Below are 21,701 nucleotides of genomic sequence, written 5' to 3'. Positions count from 1 at the left end.
ACGATGGACGCGCGGACCCCACCTAAGCTCGCCAGCAAGACCGGTCGGACGCTGTTCCGACCGGCTGTGCGGCCATTCCTGGGCTTCCTGCATCGGTGGGGCGGCCTGGCCATCGCCGGGTTTCTGTTCATCTCGGGCGTGACGGGGGCGATCATCTCGTGGGACCACGAGCTGGATGACTTGCTCAATCCGCACCTGACCCACGCGCGCACGGCGGGCCCCAGCCTGCCGCCGCTGGAGCTGGCCAAGCGGATCGAGGCGCGAGACCCACGTGTCCAGGTCACCTACATCCCCCTGACGCCCGAGCCGGGCGAGGCCTACGCCTTCGGCGTCGAGCCCAAGCGAAACCCCGCCACCGGCAAGCTGTTCGAGCCGGGCTACAATCAAGTCTTCGTCGATCCGGCCACCGGCGACGAGCAGGGCCGTCGCCAGTGGGGCGCTGCCTGGCCGATCACCAGCGAGACGCTGGTCTCGTTCCTCTACGTGCTGCACTACAGCCTGCACATCCCGGCCATGTGGGGGATCGACCGCTGGGGCGTCTGGCTGATGGGCGTCATCGCCGTCATCTGGACGCTGGACTGCTTCGTCGGCTTCTATCTGACCCTGCCCTCCCGCGCATCGGTCAAGAGCGGCAAGAGCTTCTGGAGCCGCTGGAAGCCGGCCTGGCAGATCAAGACCAAGGCCAGCGCCTATCGGATCAATTTCGACATCCACCGCGCCTTCGGCCTGTGGCTGTGGGGCGTGCTGTTCACGGTGGCCTTCACCGCCTTCTCGCTGAATCTCTACAGCGAGGTGTTCTACCCGGTCTTGTCCAAGGTCTCGAAGACCACGCCGGGTCCGTTCGAGCTGCGCGCGCCGGCGCCGCTGGACCAGCCGATCATCGCCCAGCGCGGCTATGCCGAGATCATCGAAACGGCCAAGGCGGAGGCCAGGTCGCGCGGCTGGAGCACGCCGGCGGGCGGGGCCTTCTATTCCCCGGCCTATGGGATCTACGGAGTCGGTTTCTTCGAGCCCGGCGGGGATCATGGCGCGGCCGGCGTCGGCCCGCCCTATCTCTACTATGATGGCCAGACGGGCCAGTTCGCGGGTCAGCGTCTGCCGTGGGTCGGGACCGCCGCCGACATCTTCGTCCAGGCCCAGTTCCCACTGCACTCGGGCCGCATCCTGGGCCTGCCCGGGCGGATTCTGATCTCGTTCACGGGCCTCGTCGTCGCCGCGCTCAGCGTCACGGGCGTCGTGATCTGGTGGAAGAAGCGCAAGGCGCGCGTGGGTCGGACGCGCCGCTGAGCTATCGGACGGCCAAAGCGTGACCGCTCAACAGGTTCGAGGTCGCGCGCCCGCCTGGCGGCCCCTGGTCGCCCGCGGACCATCCCGCCGGACAAGCTCCCAGCCGCTGGTAGCGTCGCGCCTGGACGATTTTGCCGCCGGAGTCTTGCAGCGGCTGAAGCGCGAAACGGACCGTGAAATCGTCGGACGCCTGCCGTGTCGTCGTGACGTAAAGGCCGTAACGCGCGCCGCCGGCTTCGCAGCGCGCGATGCGTTCATTGGCGCTGGCCTTGGCGGGCTTGCCCACGAGCTCGCATGGCAAGCCGTTGATGCGCGGTTCGACGCGGGCGAACGAGGCGATCAGTTCCGGATTGGCGCAGACGTCAACGGCCGCCGATCGGCCGCCGGAGTCCTCAACCACGGCGACGCGCCACAGGGATGGCGGCGCGAAATTGAGCTGTGTCCTGGCGACTTCGCGCTCGCAGCCGCCGAGCGTCAGGATCAGGCCCACCATCGCCAGCCGCCATGTCGATATCGGTGAAGACATCGCCAACCCCAAGATTACAATTGTAACTCACTTGAGGCCTGAACTGGGCGCCCGTCAAGAGGACAGGCTTCGTCGCGAATATCCCGCGGCGCCGACCCAGCGACGCTGCTGACACAATTGGCCGAGGCTTCGATCTAGCGTTTCGCCAGGAGGACGCCCGATGATCAGCTACATCACGATCGGCGCCAGCGACACCGACCGCGCTGGGGCCTTTTACGACGCCGTTCTAGGCGCGCTGGGACACACGCGGCTTTGGCGACAGGACCATTGGATCGGCTACGGGCCGGATCCGGAGCATGCCACCATCCTGATCTGCAGCCCGGAAAATGGCCTGCCCGCCAAGGCCGGCAACGGGATCATGGTGGGGCTGACCGCCCAAACCGAGGCCCAGGTCGACGCGTTCCACGCCGCCGCCTTGGCCCATGGCGGCGCTTGCGCGGGGCCGCCCGGCCCGCGCCCCGCCTATGGCGAGGGATATTACCTCGCCTACGTCCGCGATCCGGACGGCAACAAGCTGTCGGCGTTCTTCAAATCCTGATCCGAAAAGCGGCATGAAAAAGGGGGCGCTTGGAGGCGCCCCCTTCGTTCTGGTCTCGATCCCGCCGGATCAGCCGGCCAGCGCCGCCTTGACGGCCGCGAGGCCTTCATCAGCCTTGCTGTCGTCGGGCGCGCCGCCTTGGGCGAAGTCGGCCTTGCCGCCGGCGCCCTGGCCGCCCATGGCGATCACGGCGGCCTTGGCCAGATCGGCGGCGCTGAACTTGCCGGTCAGGTCGGCGGTGACGGCCACCGTCACGGCGGCCTTGCCGTCGGAGGTGCCGACCAGGGCGACGACGCCCGAGGTCAGCTGCTTCTTGAACTCCTCGGCCACGCCGCGCAGCTCCTTGCCGCCGACGCCGTCCAAGACGCGAGCGATCAGGGCCACGCCATTGACGTCCTCGGGACCCGAGGCCGCGCCGCCGCCGCCCAGGGCGAGCTGCTTCTTGGCCTCGGCCAGTTCCTTCTCGAGCCGCTTGCGGTCGGCGATCAGGGCGTCGACGCGCTGGGCCACCTCGGCGACCGGGGTCTTGAACTGGTCGGCCAGCGACTTGGCGACACCCGCCTGATCCAGCAGGAAGCGACGGGCCGCTTCGCCGGTCAGGGCCTCGATACGGCGCACGCCGGCGGCGACGCCCTGCTCCGAGACGATCTTGAACAGAGCGATGTCACCGGTGCGGGACACGTGGGTGCCGCCGCACAGCTCGACCGAATAGGCCTTGGACTCGTCGGTCAGCGACTTGCCCAGGGTCAGCACGCGGACGCTATCGCCGTACTTTTCGCCGAACAGCGCCACCGCGCCGGCCTCGATGGCCTCCTGCGGGGCCATTTCCTTGGTCTCGGCCGGGACGTTCTGGCGGATCACCGCATTGACCTCGGCCTCGATCTTGTCGAGCTCTTCCGGCGTCAGCGGGCCGCCGTGGCTGAAGTCGAAACGCATGCGCTCGCCGTCGACCATCTGGCCCTTCTGGGCGACGTGCGGGCCCAGCACATGGTGCAGGGCGGCGTGGACCAAGTGCGCGGCCGAGTGGTTGGAGCGGGTCGTTTGACGGCGATCGGCGTCGACCGAGACCACGACCTTGTCGCCGACCTTCAGCTCGCCCGACAGCTCGACGCGGTGAACGTGCAGCTCGCCGGCCTGCTTCTGGGTGTCGATGACGCGGTTCTCGCGGCCGTTGGCCTCAAGCGCGCCCTGGTCGCCGGCCTGGCCGCCGCTTTCGGCGTAGAAGCTGGTGCGGTCCAGCAGGACCTCGACGGTCGTACCGCCGGTCGCGCTTTGGACCTCGGCGCCGTCCACGACGATCGCCTGGACCACGCCGGTGGTCTCGGTGGTCTCGTAGCCGACAAAGTCCGTGGCGCCGTTCTTTTCCTTGATCGCGAACCAAGCGGCGGCCGCCCCCTGCTGGCCCGAGCCCGCCCAGTTGGCGCGCGCCATCTCGCGCTGCTTCTGCATGGCGGCGTCGAAGCCGTCGGTGTCGACGGTCAGGCCCTTGGCGCGGACGGCGTCCTGGGTCAGGTCCAGCGGGAAGCCGTAGGTGTCGTAGAGCTTGAAGGCGGTCTCGCCGTCCAGCACGCCACCCGCCGAAAGGTTGGCGGTCGCCTCGTCCAGCAGACCCATGCCGCGGCCGAGCGTCGTGCGGAAGCGCTCTTCCTCCTGGCGCAGGGTCTCGACGATCGAGGCCTCGGCGCGGCGCAGTTCCGGATAGGCCTGCCCCATCTCGGCGACCAGGGTCGGGGCCAAGCGGTGCATCAGGGGCTCCTGCGCGCCCAGCAGGTAGGCGTGGCGCATCGCGCGGCGCATGATCCGGCGCAGCACGTAACCGCGACCTTCGTTCGAGGGCGAGACGCCATCGGCCAGCAGGAACGAGGACGAGCGCAGGTGGTCGGCGATCACGCGGTGCGACGGAGCCTGGTCTCCCTCGGCCTTGACGCCCGTCAGCTCGACGCTGGCGGCGATCAGGGCCTTGAACAGGTCCACGTCGTAGTTGTTGTGCACGCCCTGCAGCACGGCCGCGACCCGCTCCAGGCCCATGCCAGTGTCGATCGAGGGCTTGGGCAGCGACACGCGATCGCCGCCGGCCAGCTGCTCGAACTGCATGAACACGAGGTTCCAGATCTCGATGAAGCGGTCGCCGTCTTCATCGGGGCTGCCCGGAGGGCCGCCGGCGATCGAGGGGCCATGGTCGTAGAAGATTTCCGAGCACGGGCCGCAGGGGCCGGTGTCGCCCATGGACCAGAAGTTGTCGCTGGTCGGAATCCGGATGATGCGATCGTCGGACAGACCGGCGATCTTCTTCCACAGGTCCGCCGCCTCGTCATCGGTGTGGTAGACCGTGACCAGCAGCTTTTCCTTCGGCAGCTTGAACTCGCCGGTCAGCAGGGTCCAGGCGTGGTGGATCGCCTGTTCCTTGAAGTAGTCGCCGAACGAGAAGTTGCCCAGCATCTCGAAGAAGGTGTGGTGGCGGGCGGTGTAGCCGACGTTGTCGAGGTCGTTGTGCTTGCCGCCGGCGCGGACGCACTTTTGCGAGCTGGCCGCGCGCGGATGGGCCGGGGTCTCGGCGCCGGTGAACACGTTCTTGAACGGCACCATGCCGGCGTTGACGAACAGCAGAGTCGGATCGTTCTGCGGCACCAGCGGCGCGGACGGGACCACGGCGTGGTCGGCCTTGCCGAAGTAGTCGAGGAAGGTGCTGCGGATCTCGTTCAAGCTGGGCATGAGCGTCTCAAGTCTTAAGCGTCCGGCGAGCGGCCGGGAGTCGCGCGCTGCATAGCGCGGTTTTTAGCGAAGGGGAAACCGACTCGGGAAATGGGGCGCTCATCGTGAGCGACAAGACCTCGGTCCCAGACCCGTCTTGGAGGATCAGCGATCCCCCTCGGACACGAGATCGGTGAAATCCGGGCGAGGCAAGATCGGGGGCGTGCTGTCGGGATAGGTCAGCCAGTCTCGCCACAGCGAAAAGGTCCGCAAGCGCGTCTGGCGGATGCTGCATTGCAGCTCGAAGCTGGTTCGGATGGTCCCTTCCCGCCAATAGTCGTAGACGGCGCCACATTCGGCGTCGCTGTAGGCCCGCCAGGCCTCCTGCGCGCGAACTAGGCCGGAAAGGGCGTCATCGGCGGGCGGGCGCTGTTCGGTCGCTAACCGTTTCACCGCCGCTTCGTAATAGCGCTTCATTTCGCCGTCGAACCCCCTGAGCGTTTCGTTCAGACATTCGTTGACCTCGACCGTGGTCCTGGCGTCCGGACACGGAGGCTTTGGCGCGCTCGCGAGCGCCAAGGCGAAAAGCAGAGCAGCCAAGAAGGTCCCTCCCGAAACGCGAATACGGCCACATCCAGAGACTTGGCCCCTTCGTCGTCAAGCGAGCAGCCACGGGTTGGTGGAAACGCGGCGCATAAATCACCGCTCGTCCGGCATATTTCAAATTGCCAGCGCCCACTCCTGGGACGTCGCGCTTTAACTTCGCCCCTCCAAAAGAGTAGGCCGCCTGGCATGGGGTCCAGGCGGCCTGATCGCGGCCGTCGCGGCGGTGGCGCCGCGGGCGTGTTGAAGGCGGGGACCGCCCGTGGCTGGGAGCGAAGGCCGCGAAACCCTGGAGCGTTGATCCAATGGATTGCAACGCTCCAATGTCTGGTTTTAACGGGCGAGACCTATTCCTCGTCGCCCTCCTCAGGGCCGCCGACCAGAAGCTCTTCCTCGATCTTCTGCGACGATTTGCGGACCGCCGCCTCGATGCTGCTGGCGATGTCCGGATTGTTCTTCAGGAACTCGCGGACGTTGTCGCGGCCCTGGCCGATGCGCTGGCTGCCGTACGAGAACCATGAGCCGGCCTTCTCGATGATGCCGGCCTTGACGCCCAGGTCGATCACCTCGCCCAGCTTGGAGATGCCCTCGCCGTACATGATGTCGAACTCGACCTCGCGGAACGGCGGGGCCACCTTGTTCTTGACGACCTTCACGCGGACGTTGTTGCCGATGATCTCGTCCCGGACCTTCACCGAGCCAGTGCGGCGGATGTCCAGGCGCACCGAGGCGTAGAACTTCAGCGCGTTGCCGCCCGTGGTCGTCTCCGGGCTGCCGTACATCACCCCGATCTTGTGACGGATCTGGTTGATGAAGATGACGATGGTGTTGGCCTTGTTGATCGAGGCGGTCAGCTTGCGCAGCGCCTGGCTCATCAAACGCGCCTGAAGGCCCGGCAGGCTGTCGCCCATCTCGCCTTCGATTTCGGCCTTCGGCGTCAAGGCCGCCACCGAGTCGATCACGACGATGTCGACAGCGCCCGAACGCACCAGGGTATCGGTGATCTCCAGCGCCTGCTCGCCGTTGTCGGGCTGCGACACCAGCAGGCTATCGAGGTTGACGCCAAGCTTGTGCGCATAGGACGGGTCCAGCGCGTGCTCGGCGTCGACGAAGGCGGCGGTGCCGCCGGCCTTCTGGACCTCGGCCACGACGTGCAGGGCCAGGGTGGTCTTGCCCGAGCTTTCCGGGCCATAGACCTCGATGATCCGCCCCTTGGGCAGGCCGCCAATGCCGAGCGCGATGTCCAGGCCGAGCGAGCCGGTGGAGACAGACTCCATCTCGACCTTGCCCTTTTCGCCCAGCTTCATCACCGAGCCCTTGCCGAACGCGCGGTCGATCTGGGCGAGAGCCGCCTCTAGCGCGCGTTGCTTATCGCCTTCTTCCTTGGCCACGAGTTTCAAAGCCGCCTGACTGGTCATTGTTGATCCGCCCTCTATCCCATGATTCCAGTGGGTCGCCCGGCGCTTACAGCGCCCTGTCTCAACGACCTGTGGAACACCCTTAATGCGTACCGCCTTTGTTCCATGTTCGCAAGATGTTCTCACACATAGAAACGTCCGTTTCTGACGTATGCGTCTGGCGGTGGAAAAATGGGCTGGGCTCGAGGCGCTGAACCCAGGGATGGCAACTGCTCCTTAAGCCAATTGTGGAAGCTTGCCTTCAATCCTGGAGAAGGCCGCTTTGTCGATCGATCCACGTCGCCTCTTGGGCCTTGCGTTCGCCAGCGCCGATCTCCTCGTGGAGCTGCGTGACGGCCAGGTGCGCCTCGTTCTGGGCGCCGCCCAACGGATCATGGGCAGAAGCGAGGCCGCCTTGACGGGCGCGACCTGGAGCAGCCTGTTCCATCCGGATGACCGCCCCTTGATGGACGCCGTGCTGGCGTCCGCTGAAGACGGCCAACGCCGCGGCCCCATTGTCGTACGCCTGGCCGACGATGAAACGCGGTATGTCGGGGTCATTCTCCGCGCCCTCCCCGAGAACGAAGGCCGCATCTCCTGCGCCGTGACCGTCGCCCAGGCGTCCGCCCCGGCGCTGAAGCCGGGCGAGCTTCAGCCGCGCGAGTCGTTCGACGACATCGCCAAGGGCCTGTTCGAAGCCGCCCGCGCCACCGGCATGGAGCTGGAGCTGGCGATGGTGGAGTTCGCCGGGCTCGGGGCCATGCGTGACGGCCTGTCGCCCAGCGAAGCCGCCGAGCTGGATGTTCGGGTCGCGGGCGCTGTGCGCGCGGAGTCCCACGGCGGCTCGGCCGCCACGCAGCTGTCGCAGGACCGTTTCGCCCTGGTGCGCTCGCGCGACGATCAATCTGACAACATGCTCAAACGCCTGAGCCGCATCGTCAGCGCCGAGGCCACCGCCCACGTCGTGCCGCTGGAGAACAGCGCGCCGCCCTCGCGGGCCCTGCGGGCGCTACGCTACGCGCTGGACGACTTCCTGCGCGCAGGGCTGAAGGATGGCCCGCCCGCCAATCTGACCGACGCGATGAACCGCTCGGTCAAGCGCACCCTGGCCCAGGCCGGAGCCCTGAGCGCGGTCATCACCCAAAGGCGCTTCAACCTCGCCTTCCAGCCGGTGGTGGCGCTGGCGACCGGCCAGGCCCACCACCACGAGGCGCTGGTGCGGTTCGAGGACGGCGCCAGTCCCTTCGCCATGATCCGCATGGCCGAGGAGTTCGACCTGATCGAGGAACTCGACAAGGTCGTGGTGGAACAGGTGATCAAGCGCCTGGCCAACGACTACGAAGGCAAGCTGAAGCTGGCGGTGAACATTTCGGGCCGCACGATCGTCAGCGAGACCTTCGTCGACCACATCGACCGCCTGCTGGCCCGCTTCGACGCGGTCAAGGGCCGCCTGATCTTCGAGATCACCGAGACCTCGGCGATCGACGATCTGCCCTACGCCAACCAGAACATCCAGGCGCTGCGGTCCATGGGCTCGATGGTCTGTCTGGACGACTTCGGCGCCGGTTCGGCCTCGTTCGCCTATCTGCAGCAGCTGAACCTGGACATCGTGAAGATCGACGGCCGCTATGTCCGCGAACTGGCCGACAACAGCCGCGACGGGGCCATGGTCCGCCATCTCGTGCAGATGTGCCGGGATCTGAAAATCCGCACCGTGGCCGAGATGGTCGAGACGCCGGAAGTCGAGGACATCGTTCGCAACGCCGGCGTCGACTTCGCTCAAGGCTGGCTCTACGGCAAGGCCGCCGAGAAGCCCGCTCCGGCCTTGCGGACCAGCGCGCCGGTGCGCGCCATGGCGCGACGCGCCGGCGCGTCGGAGAGCTGGGGGTAGAAGAACGCTCCTCCCCCAAAGGAGGAGGAGCGCCGAACGGCCCTAGGCCTTGCCGCCCTTGGCGACGATGTAGTTGTCGACGACCCGCTCGAGCACGGTCAGCGGCGTCATGCCCGACAGCAGACCCGCATCGTGGAACTCACGGATGTCGAACTTCTTGCCAAGCGCCTTTTGAGCCTTGGCCCGCGCGCGCAGCCAGACGATCTTGCCGATCATGTAGCTGCAGGCCTGGCCCGGCCATACGACGTAGCGCTCGATCTCGGTGGTCGCGCCGCTTTCCTCGTCGCCCATGGTCTCGGCCATGTACTTGATGGCCTGCTCGCGGCTCCATTTCTTGTGGTGCATGCCCGTGTCGACCACCAGGCGCACGGCGCGGAACAAGGCGTCGTGCAGCATGCCGATCTGGCCGCGCGGGTCGTTCTTGTAGATACCCATCTCGACGGCCAGCTGCTCGGAATAGAGCGCCCAGCCCTCGGCGTAGCCCGAGAAGCCGATGATCTTGCGGATCATGGGCAGGCCCTTGGCCTCGTTGGACAGCGACAGCTGGAGGTGGTGGCCAGGAACGCCCTCGTGGACCGTCAGCGTGGTCAGGGTGTACTTGGCCTGCTCCTTGGTGTCGCGCAGGTTGATCCAGTAGATCCCCGGACGCTTTCCATCCAACGAGGGCGAGTTGTAGTACCCGCCCGGCGCGCCGGCCTCGATGGCCTTGGGCACACGACGGATCTCCAGCTGCGCCTTGGGCAGTTGGCCGAAATAGGCCGGCAGCTGCTTTTCGATCCACTTGGCCTTTTCGTTGAGGTCACGGATCAGCTGTTCCTTGGCCTCGTCGGTGTTCGGGTAGAAGTCCTCACCCAGCTTGCGCATCCGGTCGCCGACCGTGCCCTGGCTCATGCCGATCTTCTTGAACAGCTTGTCGGCCTCGGCCTCGATCGACTTGACCATGTCCAGACCCAGCTGGTGGATCTCGTCGGGAGTCAGGGTGGCGGTCGTGTAGTTCTTCAGCGAGAGAGCGTAGTAGTCCGCCCCGTCCTTCAGCCGCCAGACGCCCGCGTCGTGCGTCGCCTTGGGCCGGATGCTCTCCATCAGCGCGATCTGGCGCTTCAGCGCCGGCAGCACCGAGTTCTCGTAGATCTTCGACGCCTCGCCGGCCCAGTCGCCGGCGATGTTCTTCTCCTTGGTCCGGCGCGCGATCGACTTGACCAGCGGCGCTTCCGCCGTCGGCGTGCCGGCGAAGGCGCGCATCTGGATCAGGGTCTTGTCGATAATGAAGTCAGGCGGGATCACGCCATCGGCGATGTCGCGCTTGGCGATCGCCGTCTCCTGGTCCATCAGGCGCGCGAAACCCTCCATCCGCGACAGATAGGCGTCGGCGTCGGCCTTGGTCTCGATGCTGTGCTGGGTGTCGAGGAAGTCCGGCATGTACTGGTAGCTGCCGGTCAACTGGCTCAGCGCGTACGGCGCGCCGGAGCCACCGCCCGCGTAGGTGAACTTCTTGTTGCCTTCGTCCTGGACGGACAGCACGAACTCGACCGTGTCGTAGTTCACGGCGTCCATGCCGTTGAGGGCGCGGCGGTCGATCGCGCGCAGGGCGGCCAGTTGCTTGCTGGTTGTGGCCGCGCCGGCCTCGATGGCGCTGAACGAGCGGTCGCTCAGCAGCCCCTTGGTCCAGGCCAGGTCGCCGCTGTCGAGGCCAAGACCGGTGGCCGTCTCGGGAGACTGGCGCAGCTGCAGCGCCATGGCCTCGTCGAAGAAGGCGTTCAGCTTGGCGACCTCGCCCTCGCGAGCCAGGGCCAAGGACGGCAGACCACCGGTCGCGGCGAACCCCGCGGCGGCGGAGGCGAACATCATTTGACGGCGATTGAGCAAGGCTTTTCCTCCCCAGAACCAATTTCGAGGACGAAGGCGTAAGGCCGCCGCCCAGTGCGGCGAAATTAATTCCGAGTCATCAAGCCGCGTCCAGCCTCGCTGGTCACGCCAGCGTCACGAACAGCTCATTCTCGATCACCCATTGGCCGGTGACCTTCTTCCAGGTGGCCAGATAGGTCCCCGACTGCTCGGGCGCGTCCTTCCACGATCCCATCCAACGACCGCGCTCGGCGGCGCGCGTGCCGTCGGCGTTGAGCGCGATGTCCTCGGTGGTGCGAACATAGGCCACGAAGCCCTTCTCCGCGAACTGGCCCGCGAACGCCGCGAGCACGTCTTCGACGCCCAGCAACAGAGAGCCGTCGCCGGCGATCAGCGTGACGCGCGGGTCGAAGAAAGGTTTGAGGCGCGCGGCGTCCTTGGCGGCGATCAGCTTGTTGGTCAGCTTGCGGCGGGCGGCGATGGCGTCTGCGGGAGAGGTCATGGGGTCTTCCCTGAAAGGCCCGTCCGTGTAGCTTGCTACGCGTCCGATCCGCAAACCCCTCCGACGATGTCCGCACCCACCCTGACCACCCCGCGCCTGACCCTGACACCGCCGATCCTGGCCGATTTTGAGGACAGTCGCGCCATGTGGGCCGATCCGCTGGTGACTCGCCACGTGGGAGGGCGCCCCTTCACCGAGGAGGAAAGCTGGACGCGCCTAATGCGCGCGCGCGGGCTGTGGGATGTGCTGGGCTATGGCTACTGGGCTGTGCGCGAGACGTCCACGGGGCGCTATGTTGGAGAAGTCGGCTTCGCGGACCTTCGGCGCGAACTGGAGCCAAGCCTCTACGGCCTACCCGAGATGGGCTGGGTGCTGGCGGCCTGGTCGCATGGCCAGGGCTTCGGCGCCGAGGCGGTGCGCGCGGGTCTCGCGTGGATCGACCAGGCCATCGCCCCGGAGGTGGTGCCCTGCATCATCAACGTCGAGAACGCGCCCTCTATCGCCTTAGCGACGAAGGTCGGCTTCCGCGTGAAGACTCACGCCAGCTACCGCGGCTCGCCGATCCTGCTGATGGAGCGGCGACGCCCGGCCGAGCGCTAAACGGCGGCAGGTTCCGTCGCGGCCGCGAACCGCTTGGCCTGGGCGATCCAAGCGTCGCGTTCGGCGCGCCCCTTCAGGCCCAGCTTCAGGTCAATCTCGGCGAGCTCTTCAGGCGTCCAGGCGGCGATCTGGCTGAAGGTCGTGAAGCCCAATTCCGCCAGCGACGCGGCCAGCTTCGGACCAACCCCGACCAGGCGGGTCAAGTCGTCGCCGACGGCCTCAACCGTTTCGACGATGGCGGACGGCTCGGCCAAGACCGGCGCGGCCACAGGCGTGTCGGCCACAGGCGCGTCGACCACAGGCGCGTCGGCCAGCACTTCAGCAGCGAGACGTTCGACTTCCTTCTCGGCTTCACCGATGGTCTCGATGGCTTGCTCGGCGACTTCCAGCGCCGCGTCGTTGGCGACCTCGACCACGGCGTCCGACGCTTGGGCGAGCGTCTCGACCGCCGCCTCCGTCGCGTCAATCATAACCTCCGCCGTCTCCGCCATCTCCGTCACGGCCTCGACGACCGGCTCGGGAGCGGCCTCCAGGGCCTCTTGCGCTTCCGTTGCGGGCGCGACCGGCTCGGGCGCCAGAGCCAAGATGGCTTCCAGGTTCACCGCCTCGCGCCAGCGAGACGCCCACCACCAGTAGGCCGCGCCAGCGGCCGCCGCGCCGCCGAACATCAGCCAAAGCGGCGAGATGGCGCCCACCGCCACGCGCGGGGCGAGTTCCGGCTCGACCTTGTCGGCGTGGAATTCAGAAAAGAAGGAGGGCGAGGAAACCATGGGGACGCTCCTGGCTACCGCGATTTTGTGCGTCGCAGCATAACACAGAAACCTCGTTCGCAAGCGCAAAAATAATAACGTTACGTCAACTAAATCCGACAGCCTTCAACAACACGCCGGCGACGATCATGACCGCGATCATGGCCAGCATCGGCAACCGGCTCAGCAGAGCTAGCGCCAGAGCCGTGAGTCCGAGAGCGGCGTAGTCCAGGCTCGCCGGGTCGGGCAGCATCAGCCTGAGCGGCCCGGCTTCCAGCGTATGGCCTGAACGAAACATCAGGTGCAGGGCGAACCAAAGGGCCAGTTGCCCGATCACGCCGACGGCCGCGGCCGAGATCAGGGCCAGGGCGCGGGCGGGACGCGGTCTCCGCCCCCACCGTTCGAACAGTGGTCCGCCGGCGAAGATCCAGAGGAAGGACGGTGCGAAGGTGGTCCAGGCGGCCATCACCCCCCCCAGGACGGCGAGGACCCAGGCCCATTCCGGCGCGGCCGTCTGATAGGCGCCGACGAAGCCGACGAAAACGAAGACGAGGATCAGCGGACCGGGCGTGGTCTCGGCGAGGCCCAGGCCGTCCAGCATCTGGGTGGTCGTCAGCCAGCCGAACGCCGAGGCCGCCTGCCCCAGGTAGGCCAGCGCCGCATAGGCGCCGCCGAAGCTGATCGCCGCCAGGCCTCCGAAAGCCAAGCCCATCCAGGCCAGGGCCGAGCCCGGCGCCAGCAGCCACGCCAAGCCGATGGGCGCGAGCCATAGCGCCAGGCAGACCAGCGCCGTGCGCGGCCGTCCCGTCGCGGGTCTCGACGCATCCGCGATCGCCTCTTCGCCATTCCCGGCCGTCAACCAGCCCAGGGCGCCCGCGCCCAGCACCACCAGCGGGAACGGCGCGGCGGTGAAGGCCAGGAGGACGAAGGCCGCGGCGCAGACAAAAGCCGAGAGCCGGTCCTTCACGGCCCGCTTGCCGATCTTCAACAGAGCTTGAAGCACCAGCGCGACCACCGCCGCTTTAAGGCCCAGCAGCACAGGCGCGGCCCAGTCAGACCGGCCGTGCGCGACATACAGCGCCGACAGTCCCAGCATGACCAGCAGGCCGGGCAGCACGAACAGCAGCCCCGCGGCCACGCCCCCTCGGATCCCGTGCAGCCGCCAGCCGAGCCAGGTCGCCAGTTGCTGAGCTTCGGGGCCAGGCAAAAGCATGCAGAAGCTCAGGGCCCGCGCGAACTCGTCCTCGTCGACCCAGTCGCGCGTCTCAACGATCTCTTTGTGCAGGAGGGCGATCTGGCCGGCGGGGCCGCCAAAACCCAGCAAGCCGATCTTCAGCCAGACCGGCAGGGCTTCACCAAGACTGGGAGCCGCCTTAAGCCTCAACTCAAGCCCGCCAGACGCGCGAGCGGCCGCCCGGCTCGCCCAGCCGCGAGGCCAGCCAGTCTCCAGCCTCGACCGCGGCCGTATCGACGCTGGCTGGCGCGCCGATCATCACCATCGCGCTGCCGTTCATCTTCATGGGATCCGTCAAGGGCCGCAGACGAAGTTCGGCGACTAACAGGTCGCCCGTGACAGTTTCCATCGCGCGCAGGAAGGCGTCGAAGGTCTCGAGGTCCTTGAGCGGCAGCCAGATGGCGAGGACCGCGTCCGACGCGCGCTTCAGGACGGCCCGCGAGGTCTCGGCGATCCGCGCATAGTCGTCCGGCCGCTCGAACGGCGGGTCGATGAGCACGAAGGCCCGCCCGCCCCTGCCCGCCTGGACGGCGGCGGTGGAGAAGCCATCCGCCTCGAGGGCTTTGGCGTTGGCGTAGGGCGCCAGCGTCTTGCTTAGAAGGATCGCGTCATCGGGCCGAAGCTCGCAACCGGCGTAGCGGTCGCCTTTGCGCAGCGCCCGGGCGATCAAAAGCGGCGAGCCGGGATAGAGATCGCCGGGTTGGCCGCTGTTGATCTTGAGCACCGCCTGCAGCAGCGGCCCGAAGACCGCCGGCGCATCGGCCGCCGCCTTCAGCTGGAAAATTCCCGCCTGGGCCTCGCCCGAGCGTCGCGCCATTTCGCCGGAGAGATCATACGCCCCCGCGCCCGCGTGAGTGTCGATGACCGCCAGCGCCTCGCTCTCGCCCTGCAAGGCCGACAGAATGGCCAGCAGGATCGTGTGCTTGTGAAGGTCGGCGAAGTTGCCGGCGTGGAAGGCATGGCGGTAGTTCATCGCGTTCCCTACCACGCCCCGTGCGCGCGGCCAGCCTCGCGCAGCTCCTGGACCATCATGTCCTTCAGCGCCTGGGGTGCGACGATCTCGATGTCGCCGCCCCAGGTGAAGAGGTGCCAGGAGAGCTCTCGCATGCCGCCGGCGCGGAAGGTCACCAGCACCGAGCCGTCCGCCTCCTGCGCCACCTTCTGGGTGGCGTGGAAGCGCCAGCGCAGGGCGTCCTCGGCGCGGCTCTTGTTGATGCGCAGCACCACGTCCTGGATCTCGTCGTGATAGATGCCGAAACTCTCGTCGGCGAAGGCCTGTAGCGAAAAGTCCTCCGGCGGCGAGGCCGGCTTGTCGAGCACCTTCAGGTCGCTCATCCGGTCCAGGCGCCATGACCGCGGCTTGCCGCCCTTGCCCTCCAAAGCTACCAGATAGTTGCTTCGGCCGAACAGGACGCCCAACGGCGTCACCTCGCGCACGCGGCCTGGCGTGCTGCCGCCTTCGTAGCGGAAAGACAGGGCCTGGAGCCCCTTGATGGCGTTGCGGATGGCCGACAGCACCGCCGCGTCCTCGAACGGCCGGGGCCCGGCGTGGACGGCGATGGTCTCGGCCTGCACCAGGGCCTCGACGTCCGGCGCGACACGGCGGCGCGCCGAGCCCCGCAGGGCCGCCAGCAGCTTCGCCTCAAGGGCGTAGAGCGAGGCCGCGCGCGTTTCGGCGCCGGAGGCCTTGTAGCCGTCGGCCGCCGTGCGCAGGGCCGCCAGCTCCTCGGCGGTCGGCGTCTGGAACACGCCGTCCAGGCCCGAGGGAATGCGGAAGCGCTTGGTCGGCGGATCGTCGATCGCCTCCATCTGGGGAAAGGCCGCCCAAACCGCGTCGCGCATCCGCTCGGCCGTGCGCCGGCCGACGCCCAGGGCCTCGGCCATCTCATCGAGGGTCAGCCCTTCGGCGGATCCGGCCAGCATTCGGGCCAGGTCTAAAAGGCGGGTGGCTTTCTCGTGTCGCATGCGCGAGCTTATACGACCGTTTCTGTCGCAGCGCGCGGACATTCTTCGAACGTCGAGATTGGAGACCTCTCCAAGGAGCCCTTGATGTCGCGCTTCGCCTGTTCCCCCTGGGCCATCGCCCCCGTCAACGCCGCCATGATCTCGGCCGTGCTCGACTACGCCGACATCCACCGCGATCTCGGCGGCGGCCGCACCCTGCGCCGGATCAGCCACGAACGCGCCGCCAAGGCGGACATCTTCCTGCTGTTGGGGCGCGACGCCGAGCGTGTCACCGACATCGGCCTCGTCTGGAACGACCGCGAAGACCAGATCGTGCGCGTCACCGACGACGCGGACCTGCGCGATTCCCGCCTCACCGCCTGGGAAGAGGCCTTCGATCTGTTTGAGACCGAAGAGACCGACGAGATGGCCGAACCGATGCGCCTCTGCGCGTGAACATGGCGCGAAGGACACGCTCCGCGTGATTTCCGACCACGAACGAAAACGCCGTTCTGCCTAAAATCCGAGATCGACCGCCGCGCAAAACGGCGCCCACTGGGCGTCGGCGCGGTTATCGCGCTTTCCGGCCGCCCCCGCATTGCCGAACGCCGAAACTTCCACCCCCAATGAATAGATCGGCCAGTTGCCGATGTTTTCGAGTGCCCGCGTCAAAAAACATAATCGTCGGGAGAAAAACGCCATGGAAAAGGGAATCTAAGCACGTCAATAAACAGAATGAGGGGGTAGTTTATGAATCGGCGTATTAAACCCGCACTGTTGGCGGGTATTTCCGCCTTGTCGGTTACTTTTGGATACTCAGAGGCTTTCGCCGCCGACGCCGCGACCACGCCGCCAGCCGCCGCACCGGACACCGAACTAGACGTCGTCGTCGTCACCGCGCGCGGCAAACCCCGGACCGTTCTGGACTCGGCGGTGCCGGTAGACTCTTTCAGCGAAAGCGACATCAAGGCGTCGACCTTCACGGACACCAACGACATCCTGAAGACGCTGGTCCCGTCCTACACCCTGGCCCGTGAGCCGATTTCGGACGGCGCCACCTTCATCCGCCCCGCCAGCCTGCGCGGCCTGCCGACCGATAAGACCCTGTTCATGGTCAACTCCAAGCGCCGCCACCGTTCGGCGCTGGTGACCATCGGCGGTACGGGCGCCCAAGCGCCGGACGCCGCCACCATTCCCGCCTCCGCCCTCAAGAACGTGGTCGTCACCCGTGACGGCGCGGGCGCTCAATATGGTTCGGACGCCATCGCCGGCGTGATCGATTTCCAGCTGAAGGACAGCCCCAGCGGCGGTTCGCTGACCGCCCAATACGGCCAGTTCTACCTGGGCGATGGCGAGGACGTGCTGGTCACCGGCAACCTCGGCCTGCCGATCGGCGAAAAGGGCTTCATCAACACCACGGTCGAGTACACCAGCCAGAATCAGGTCAACCGCGGTCGCCAGTACTGCAACGCTGGCATCCCGAACCAGTCGGCCGGCTTCTGCGTGACCAGCTATGCGGCCGCCAACCCGTCGTATGGCGCTCTGATCACCGACTACGTGCAGAAGTGGGGCCAGCCCGACGCCGAAGCCACCCGCGCGGTCGTAAACGCGGGCTATGAGTTCTCCGAAAATCTCTCGGTCTACGCCTTCGGCAACTACTCGAAGAGCAGCGCGGTCGAGTACTTCAACTATCGTCCGCCGGTCAGCAACGCGGTGAACGCCACGCCGATCCGTCTGCAGGATGGCTCGACCTTCCTGTTCAGCTCGATCTTCCCGGCCGGCTTCACCCCGATGTTCGGCGGCGACGTCACCGACTACAGCGCCACCGGCGGCTTCAAGGGCAAGATGAGCTCGGGCCTGAGCTACGACCTGTCGGCCCGCTACGGCAACGACAAGATCGCCTATTCGATCTGGGACACGGTCAACCCGTCGATGGGTCCGTTGTCGCCGAAGAAGTTCTATGACGGCGCGCTGATCTCGTCGGAAACGGCGGTCAACGCCGACTTCGCCTACGACTGGGCGGGCCTGGGCTTCAAGGACCCGGTGACCATCAACTTCGGCGCCGAATACCGCAAGGAAGGCTACGAGATCGAGGAGGGCGACAAGCCGTCCTATATCGCCGGCGCCTGGGCCACGCCCGATCCCTTCAAATTCTGCGACGCCACGACCCACACGGCCACGGCCGCCGGCGCGGCTCTGCCGGTCACCGCTGGCCTGAACTGCGCCAACTACAAGTCAGACGCCACGGACGGCTTCGCGGGGATCGACCCCGTCTACAACGCCCTGGCCGTGGGGTCGAACGGCTTCCCCGGCAACACGCCGCAGTACTCGGGCAAGCTGACGCGCGACTCTTACGCCGGCTACCTGGAAACCTCAGCCAACATCACCGACGAGTGGTTCCTGGACCTGGCGGTTCGCGGCGAGCACTTCTCGGACTTCGGCAGCACCTGGAACGGCAAGGCCGCGACTCAATATCAAGTGTCGCCGATGTTCGGCGTCCGCGCCTCGATCGGCACGGGCTTCCGCGCACCCACGCCCGGCCAGGCCTTCACCACCAACGTCTCCACCCGTGTCGAGAACGGCGCGATCATCGCCTCGGGCCTGTTCCCGGCGACCAATCCGGTCGCCAAGTACATGGGCGCCAAGGAGCTGAAGCCTGAGAAGTCGTTCAACATCGCGGCGGGCTTCACCGCCACCCCGCTGGAGAACCTCAGCCTCACGGTCGACTTCTACAGCATCAAGATCGAGGATCAGTTCTACGCCACGACCCCGATCACCGTGACGCCGGCCATCCGCACCGCCCTGCTGGCCGCCAGCATCCCGGGCGCCGACACCATCGGTCAGGTCCAGTTCTTCCAGAACGCCTTCGACTCGACGACCACCGGCGTCGACGTCGTGGCGACCTACCGCAAGGCCTGGGAAAACGGCCAGACGACCAACTTCACGGTCAGCGGCAACTACAACAAGTTCAAGGTCGACAAGATCAACCCGCCGGCGGCGAGCACCTCGGGCGTCACCTACACCTTCTTCGACGCCGAAGGGGTCTACGACTTCGAGCACGCCCAGCCGCGCTGGCGTTCGGTCATCTCGGCCACGCACCAGATCGACAAGTTCAAGGCCACCGGCCGCCTGAACATCTGGGGTCCGTACAAGAACATGTTCAGCGTCGCCAACCCGATCGTCCAGAAGTGGGATCCGGAGACGTTCTTCGACCTGGAACTGTCGTACCAGGCCACCGAGAACTACTCGGTCGCGATCGGCGCGCGGAACCTGTTCGCCAACTATCCCGATGTCGACAAGACCGGCGAGTCGGCCACCAACGGCCGCGTCTACCGGTCGGACTCGATCGTCGATTGGCAGGGCGGCTTCTGGTACGCCAAGCTGTCCGCGACGTTCTAAGGTCAACAATCGACCAAAAAGAAAGGGCCGGGGTGTTTCCCCGGCCCTTTTGCTTGGGACTGCGCCTCGCCCTAGAGCGCCTTGCCCATCCGGATCAGCGGCACGCGGTAGCCGCTCGACGTCTCGGCCTCGAACGGTTCGATGTCCTGGTAGCCGCAGGCGCGATAGAGCGGCACGCCCCCCATCGTGGCCGCCATCTCGGCGCGTGAGAACCCTTCGGCCCGCGCCGCCGCTTCGCAGGCGTCGAGGATCATCCGCCCCACGCCTTTGCGGGTATGGTCGGGGTGGGTGTACATCGCCCGGACCCGCGCGGCGTCGCTGGCGGGGTCGAGCAGCGCCGCGTCGCGACCGGCGGAATGATCGCCGCCGAACAAGGTCGCGCGCCGGCTCCAACCGCCGCATCCCGCGATGGCTTCCCCGTCCTCCACGACGAAATAGGTGCCGTCCGCGATCAATTGAGTATCTAGGCCCATCACCTCGTAGGACGCGGCGACACCCTCCGGCGGCAGAAAGGCGGACAAGAGTTCGCCGATCGCGCGATCCATCAGGGCGGACAAAACCGGCATATCGTCGGGCCGGGCGAGGCGAAGGTGAAGGCGGGGATCAGAAGAGGTCATGAAGCTCCCATGAGCAGCGCGGGCGCGCGAGAAAAACAAGGATTCGGCACGTCAGGGACGATCTCTCCACCACGCCCACCGATCGCTCAAAGCCTGCTCCAGGCGCCCAATGGTCAGGCGTCTAACATGTCAGCCCCCGTATCGACTGAAAACGGATTGCGCCGCGCAGGCCTGGATTTGGAGATACCCTCCGTTCTGGTCCGCGCGGCTGGGCGAAGCCGGGCGTAGGGTCGCTGTCCGGCCAACAATAAGGGCGGGGTGTAATGAGCGGTTTGGATGCTGTAACGGCGAGTGGCGTTCTCACGCGTCGGCGTTTCTTCGAGAGTCTCGCCGCGGTCGGCGGCATGTCGCTGGTGCTGTCGGGCATGGAGGCCCTCGGCTTCTCCCAGGCCTCCGCGACCGAGCTGCCGCCCGAACTGACCGGCGGCGCCAAGAACACCAAAGTCGTCATCCTGGGCGCCGGCCTCGCCGGCATGACCGCCGCCTACGAGCTCAGCAAGGCCGGCTATCAAGTGCAGGTGCTGGAGGCGCGTTCGTTCGCCGGCGGCCGCTGCCAGACCGCGCGCAAGGGCTTCAAGCACACCGACCTGATCGGCAACACCCAGACCTGCGAGTTCGACGACGGGCACTATATCAACCACGGCCCGTGGCGGATTCCGTACCACCACCGCTCGACCCTGCACTACACCAAGGCGTTCGGCGTGCCGCTGGAAAGCTTCGTCAACGACAACGACGCCTCCTACGTCTATTTCGAGAAGGGTGCCGGGGCGCTGGCCGGCAAGCCGGTGCGCAAGGGCGAGATCGCCGCCGACATCCGCGGCTACACCGCCGAGGTGGTCGCCAAGGCCGCCAGCCAAGGACAACTCGACGCGCCGCTGTCGGGCCTGGATCGCGAGAAATTCATCGCCTACCTCGTCAACGAAGGCCGCCTGTCGAAGTCGGACCTGACCTACAAGGGCACCGAAGGCCGCGGCTTCTCGGTGCACCCGGGCGCGGGCGTCGATCCCGGTCCCGGCAAGGAGCTACCGCCGTTCGCCTTCAAGGATGTGCTCGACAGCAACGCCTGGCGGGTGCTGAGCTCGGTCACTGGCTATGAGCAACAACGCACGATGCTGCAGCCGATCGGCGGCATGGACCAGATCGCCAAGGGCTTCGAGAAGCACGTCGGGTCGATGATCCGCTACTCGACCGTGGTCGAGAAGATCAAGCAGTCGCCCAGCGGCGTGACGGTCTCGTTCAAGGGGGCCGACGGCAAGACCGGCGAGGTCACCGCCGACTATTGCCTTTGCACCATCCCGCTCAGCGTCCTGAAGCAGATCGACCTCGACGCCTCCGCGCCGTTCAAGGCGGCGATGGCGGGCGTCGCCTACGCGCCGGTCAACAAGATCGGCCTGCAGATGAAGTCGCGCTTCTGGGAGGAGAAGCACCACATCTACGGCGGCCACGTCTATACCGACATGCCCATCAACTCGATCACCCTGCCCTCCTACGGCTGGCAGGGTCAGAAAGGCGTGCTGCTGGGCTTCTACATGTTCGGTGGCGAGGCGGCCCGGATCAGCGCCAAAAGCCCCGCCGACCGCGCGGCCTACGCCGTCGCGGCGGGCCAGAAGGTCTTCCCCGAATACGCCGAGAACTACGAAAACGCCTTCTCCTTCTGCTGGCACCTGGCGGAGCACAACCTGGGCGGCTGGGCCGAATGGAGCCCGACCGGACGCAAGGAAGCCTATCCGGTGCTCTGCGAACCAGACGGCCGCCTCTATCTGGCCGGCGAGCACATGAGCTACCTAGGCGGATGGCAGGCCGGCGCCATCGAGTCGGCCTGGCAGCAGATCGCCAAGATCCACGCCCGCGTCCAGCAAGCTTAGGAAAGTACCGGGG

The 21,701-nt window shown here is 66.8% G+C and carries 19 protein-coding genes; 7 read left to right on the top strand and 12 right to left on the bottom strand.

Annotated features, from left to right (window positions below; all coding sequences use genetic code 11):
* The first annotated feature begins 3 nt into the window (after positions 1 to 3).
* Positions 4 to 1,287: a PepSY-associated TM helix domain-containing protein gene (locus tag CSEG_RS05940; protein WP_013078348.1), complete on the top strand. Its 1,284-nt coding sequence runs from the start codon at positions 4 to 6 to the stop codon at positions 1,285 to 1,287.
* Between the two features lies 1 nt (position 1,288).
* On the opposite strand, the gene CSEG_RS05935 is transcribed toward CSEG_RS05940, so the two are convergent.
* Complete coding sequence (locus CSEG_RS05935; protein WP_157038972.1) at positions 1,289 to 1,813, bottom strand: hypothetical protein; 525 nt, start codon at positions 1,811 to 1,813, stop codon at positions 1,289 to 1,291.
* Between the two features lie 160 nt (positions 1,814 to 1,973).
* Between CSEG_RS05935 and CSEG_RS05930 the strand changes: the two genes are divergently transcribed.
* Complete coding sequence (locus CSEG_RS05930; protein WP_013078346.1) at positions 1,974 to 2,351, top strand: VOC family protein; 378 nt, start codon at positions 1,974 to 1,976, stop codon at positions 2,349 to 2,351.
* 69 nt (positions 2,352 to 2,420) lie between these two features.
* Here CSEG_RS05930 and alaS read toward each other — a convergent pair whose 3' ends face one another.
* The 3 genes from alaS to recA all read right to left on the bottom strand — a co-directional run bounded on the left by alaS (position 2,421) and on the right by recA (position 7,063).
* On the bottom strand, positions 2,421 to 5,063 hold the full coding sequence (gene alaS, locus CSEG_RS05925; protein ID WP_013078345.1) for an alanine--tRNA ligase: 2,643 nt from the start codon (positions 5,061 to 5,063) through the stop codon (positions 2,421 to 2,423).
* Between the two features lie 144 nt (positions 5,064 to 5,207).
* Positions 5,208 to 5,642: a lysozyme inhibitor LprI family protein gene (locus CSEG_RS05920; protein WP_013078344.1), complete on the bottom strand. Its 435-nt coding sequence runs from the start codon at positions 5,640 to 5,642 to the stop codon at positions 5,208 to 5,210.
* A 350-nt stretch (positions 5,643 to 5,992) separates the two neighbouring features.
* Entirely contained in the window at positions 5,993 to 7,063 is a 1,071-nt protein-coding gene (gene recA, locus CSEG_RS05915) for a recombinase RecA (protein ID WP_013078343.1), read from the bottom strand.
* A gap of 262 nt (positions 7,064 to 7,325) precedes the next feature.
* Here recA and CSEG_RS05910 point away from each other — a divergent pair, with 262 nt between their 5' ends.
* Entirely contained in the window at positions 7,326 to 8,933 is a 1,608-nt protein-coding gene (locus CSEG_RS05910) for an EAL domain-containing protein (protein WP_013078342.1), read from the top strand.
* Between the two features lie 42 nt (positions 8,934 to 8,975).
* Here CSEG_RS05910 and CSEG_RS05905 read toward each other — a convergent pair whose 3' ends face one another.
* Positions 8,976 to 10,799, bottom strand: a complete 1,824-nt coding sequence (locus CSEG_RS05905; protein WP_013078341.1) for a DUF885 domain-containing protein — start codon at positions 10,797 to 10,799, stop codon at positions 8,976 to 8,978.
* A gap of 103 nt (positions 10,800 to 10,902) precedes the next feature.
* Positions 10,903 to 11,280, bottom strand: a complete 378-nt coding sequence (locus CSEG_RS05900) for a nuclear transport factor 2 family protein (RefSeq protein WP_013078340.1) — start codon at positions 11,278 to 11,280, stop codon at positions 10,903 to 10,905.
* A gap of 66 nt (positions 11,281 to 11,346) precedes the next feature.
* On the opposite strand from CSEG_RS05900, the gene CSEG_RS05895 reads away from it, so the two are divergent.
* On the top strand, positions 11,347 to 11,880 hold the full coding sequence (locus CSEG_RS05895; RefSeq protein ID WP_013078339.1) for a GNAT family N-acetyltransferase: 534 nt from the start codon (positions 11,347 to 11,349) through the stop codon (positions 11,878 to 11,880).
* On the opposite strand, the gene phaH is transcribed toward CSEG_RS05895, so the two are convergent.
* The 4 genes from phaH to CSEG_RS05875 form a co-directional block, all read right to left on the bottom strand.
* On the bottom strand, positions 11,877 to 12,650 hold the full coding sequence (gene phaH / locus CSEG_RS05890) for a phasin PhaH (RefSeq protein ID WP_013078338.1): 774 nt from the start codon (positions 12,648 to 12,650) through the stop codon (positions 11,877 to 11,879). The two genes, CSEG_RS05895 and phaH, sit on opposite strands and share 4 nt — an antisense overlap.
* A gap of 85 nt (positions 12,651 to 12,735) precedes the next feature.
* A complete protein-coding gene (gene chrA, locus CSEG_RS05885; protein ID WP_013078337.1) occupies positions 12,736 to 14,013 on the bottom strand; it encodes a chromate efflux transporter in 1,278 nt (425 codons plus the stop codon).
* Between the two features lies 1 nt (position 14,014).
* Positions 14,015 to 14,836, bottom strand: coding sequence for a 23S rRNA (adenine(2030)-N(6))-methyltransferase RlmJ (rlmJ, locus tag CSEG_RS05880; RefSeq protein ID WP_013078336.1), 822 nt, complete (start codon positions 14,834 to 14,836; stop codon positions 14,015 to 14,017).
* A gap of 8 nt (positions 14,837 to 14,844) precedes the next feature.
* Positions 14,845 to 15,828, bottom strand: coding sequence for a helix-turn-helix transcriptional regulator (locus tag CSEG_RS05875; protein ID WP_013078335.1), 984 nt, complete (start codon positions 15,826 to 15,828; stop codon positions 14,845 to 14,847).
* Between the two features lie 84 nt (positions 15,829 to 15,912).
* Here CSEG_RS05875 and CSEG_RS05870 point away from each other — a divergent pair, with 84 nt between their 5' ends.
* The gene (locus tag CSEG_RS05870) at positions 15,913 to 16,263 is read left to right on the top strand and encodes a hypothetical protein (protein ID WP_013078334.1); all 351 of its coding nucleotides are present in this window, start codon (positions 15,913 to 15,915) and stop codon (positions 16,261 to 16,263) included.
* 60 nt (positions 16,264 to 16,323) lie between these two features.
* Here CSEG_RS05870 and CSEG_RS22485 read toward each other — a convergent pair whose 3' ends face one another.
* Positions 16,324 to 16,509 carry a hypothetical protein gene (locus CSEG_RS22485; RefSeq protein WP_157038971.1) on the bottom strand — a complete coding sequence of 62 codons (186 nt, stop codon included), beginning with the start codon at positions 16,507 to 16,509 and terminating at the stop codon, positions 16,324 to 16,326.
* 48 nt (positions 16,510 to 16,557) lie between these two features.
* Here CSEG_RS22485 and CSEG_RS05865 point away from each other — a divergent pair, with 48 nt between their 5' ends.
* Positions 16,558 to 19,206: a TonB-dependent receptor plug domain-containing protein gene (locus CSEG_RS05865; RefSeq protein ID WP_013078333.1), complete on the top strand. Its 2,649-nt coding sequence runs from the start codon at positions 16,558 to 16,560 to the stop codon at positions 19,204 to 19,206.
* 71 nt (positions 19,207 to 19,277) lie between these two features.
* Here CSEG_RS05865 and CSEG_RS05860 read toward each other — a convergent pair whose 3' ends face one another.
* Positions 19,278 to 19,823 carry a GNAT family N-acetyltransferase gene (locus tag CSEG_RS05860; RefSeq protein WP_013078332.1) on the bottom strand — a complete coding sequence of 182 codons (546 nt, stop codon included), beginning with the start codon at positions 19,821 to 19,823 and terminating at the stop codon, positions 19,278 to 19,280.
* A gap of 263 nt (positions 19,824 to 20,086) precedes the next feature.
* Between CSEG_RS05860 and CSEG_RS05855 the strand changes: the two genes are divergently transcribed.
* On the top strand, positions 20,087 to 21,688 hold the full coding sequence (locus CSEG_RS05855) for a flavin monoamine oxidase family protein (protein ID WP_013078331.1): 1,602 nt from the start codon (positions 20,087 to 20,089) through the stop codon (positions 21,686 to 21,688).
* Positions 21,689 to 21,701: the final 13 nt, after the last annotated feature.

The organism is Caulobacter segnis ATCC 21756, from assembly GCF_000092285.1.
In the GTDB taxonomy this organism is placed as follows: domain Bacteria; phylum Pseudomonadota; class Alphaproteobacteria; order Caulobacterales; family Caulobacteraceae; genus Caulobacter; species Caulobacter segnis.
This window is presented reverse-complemented; position numbering and strand designations above follow the sequence as displayed.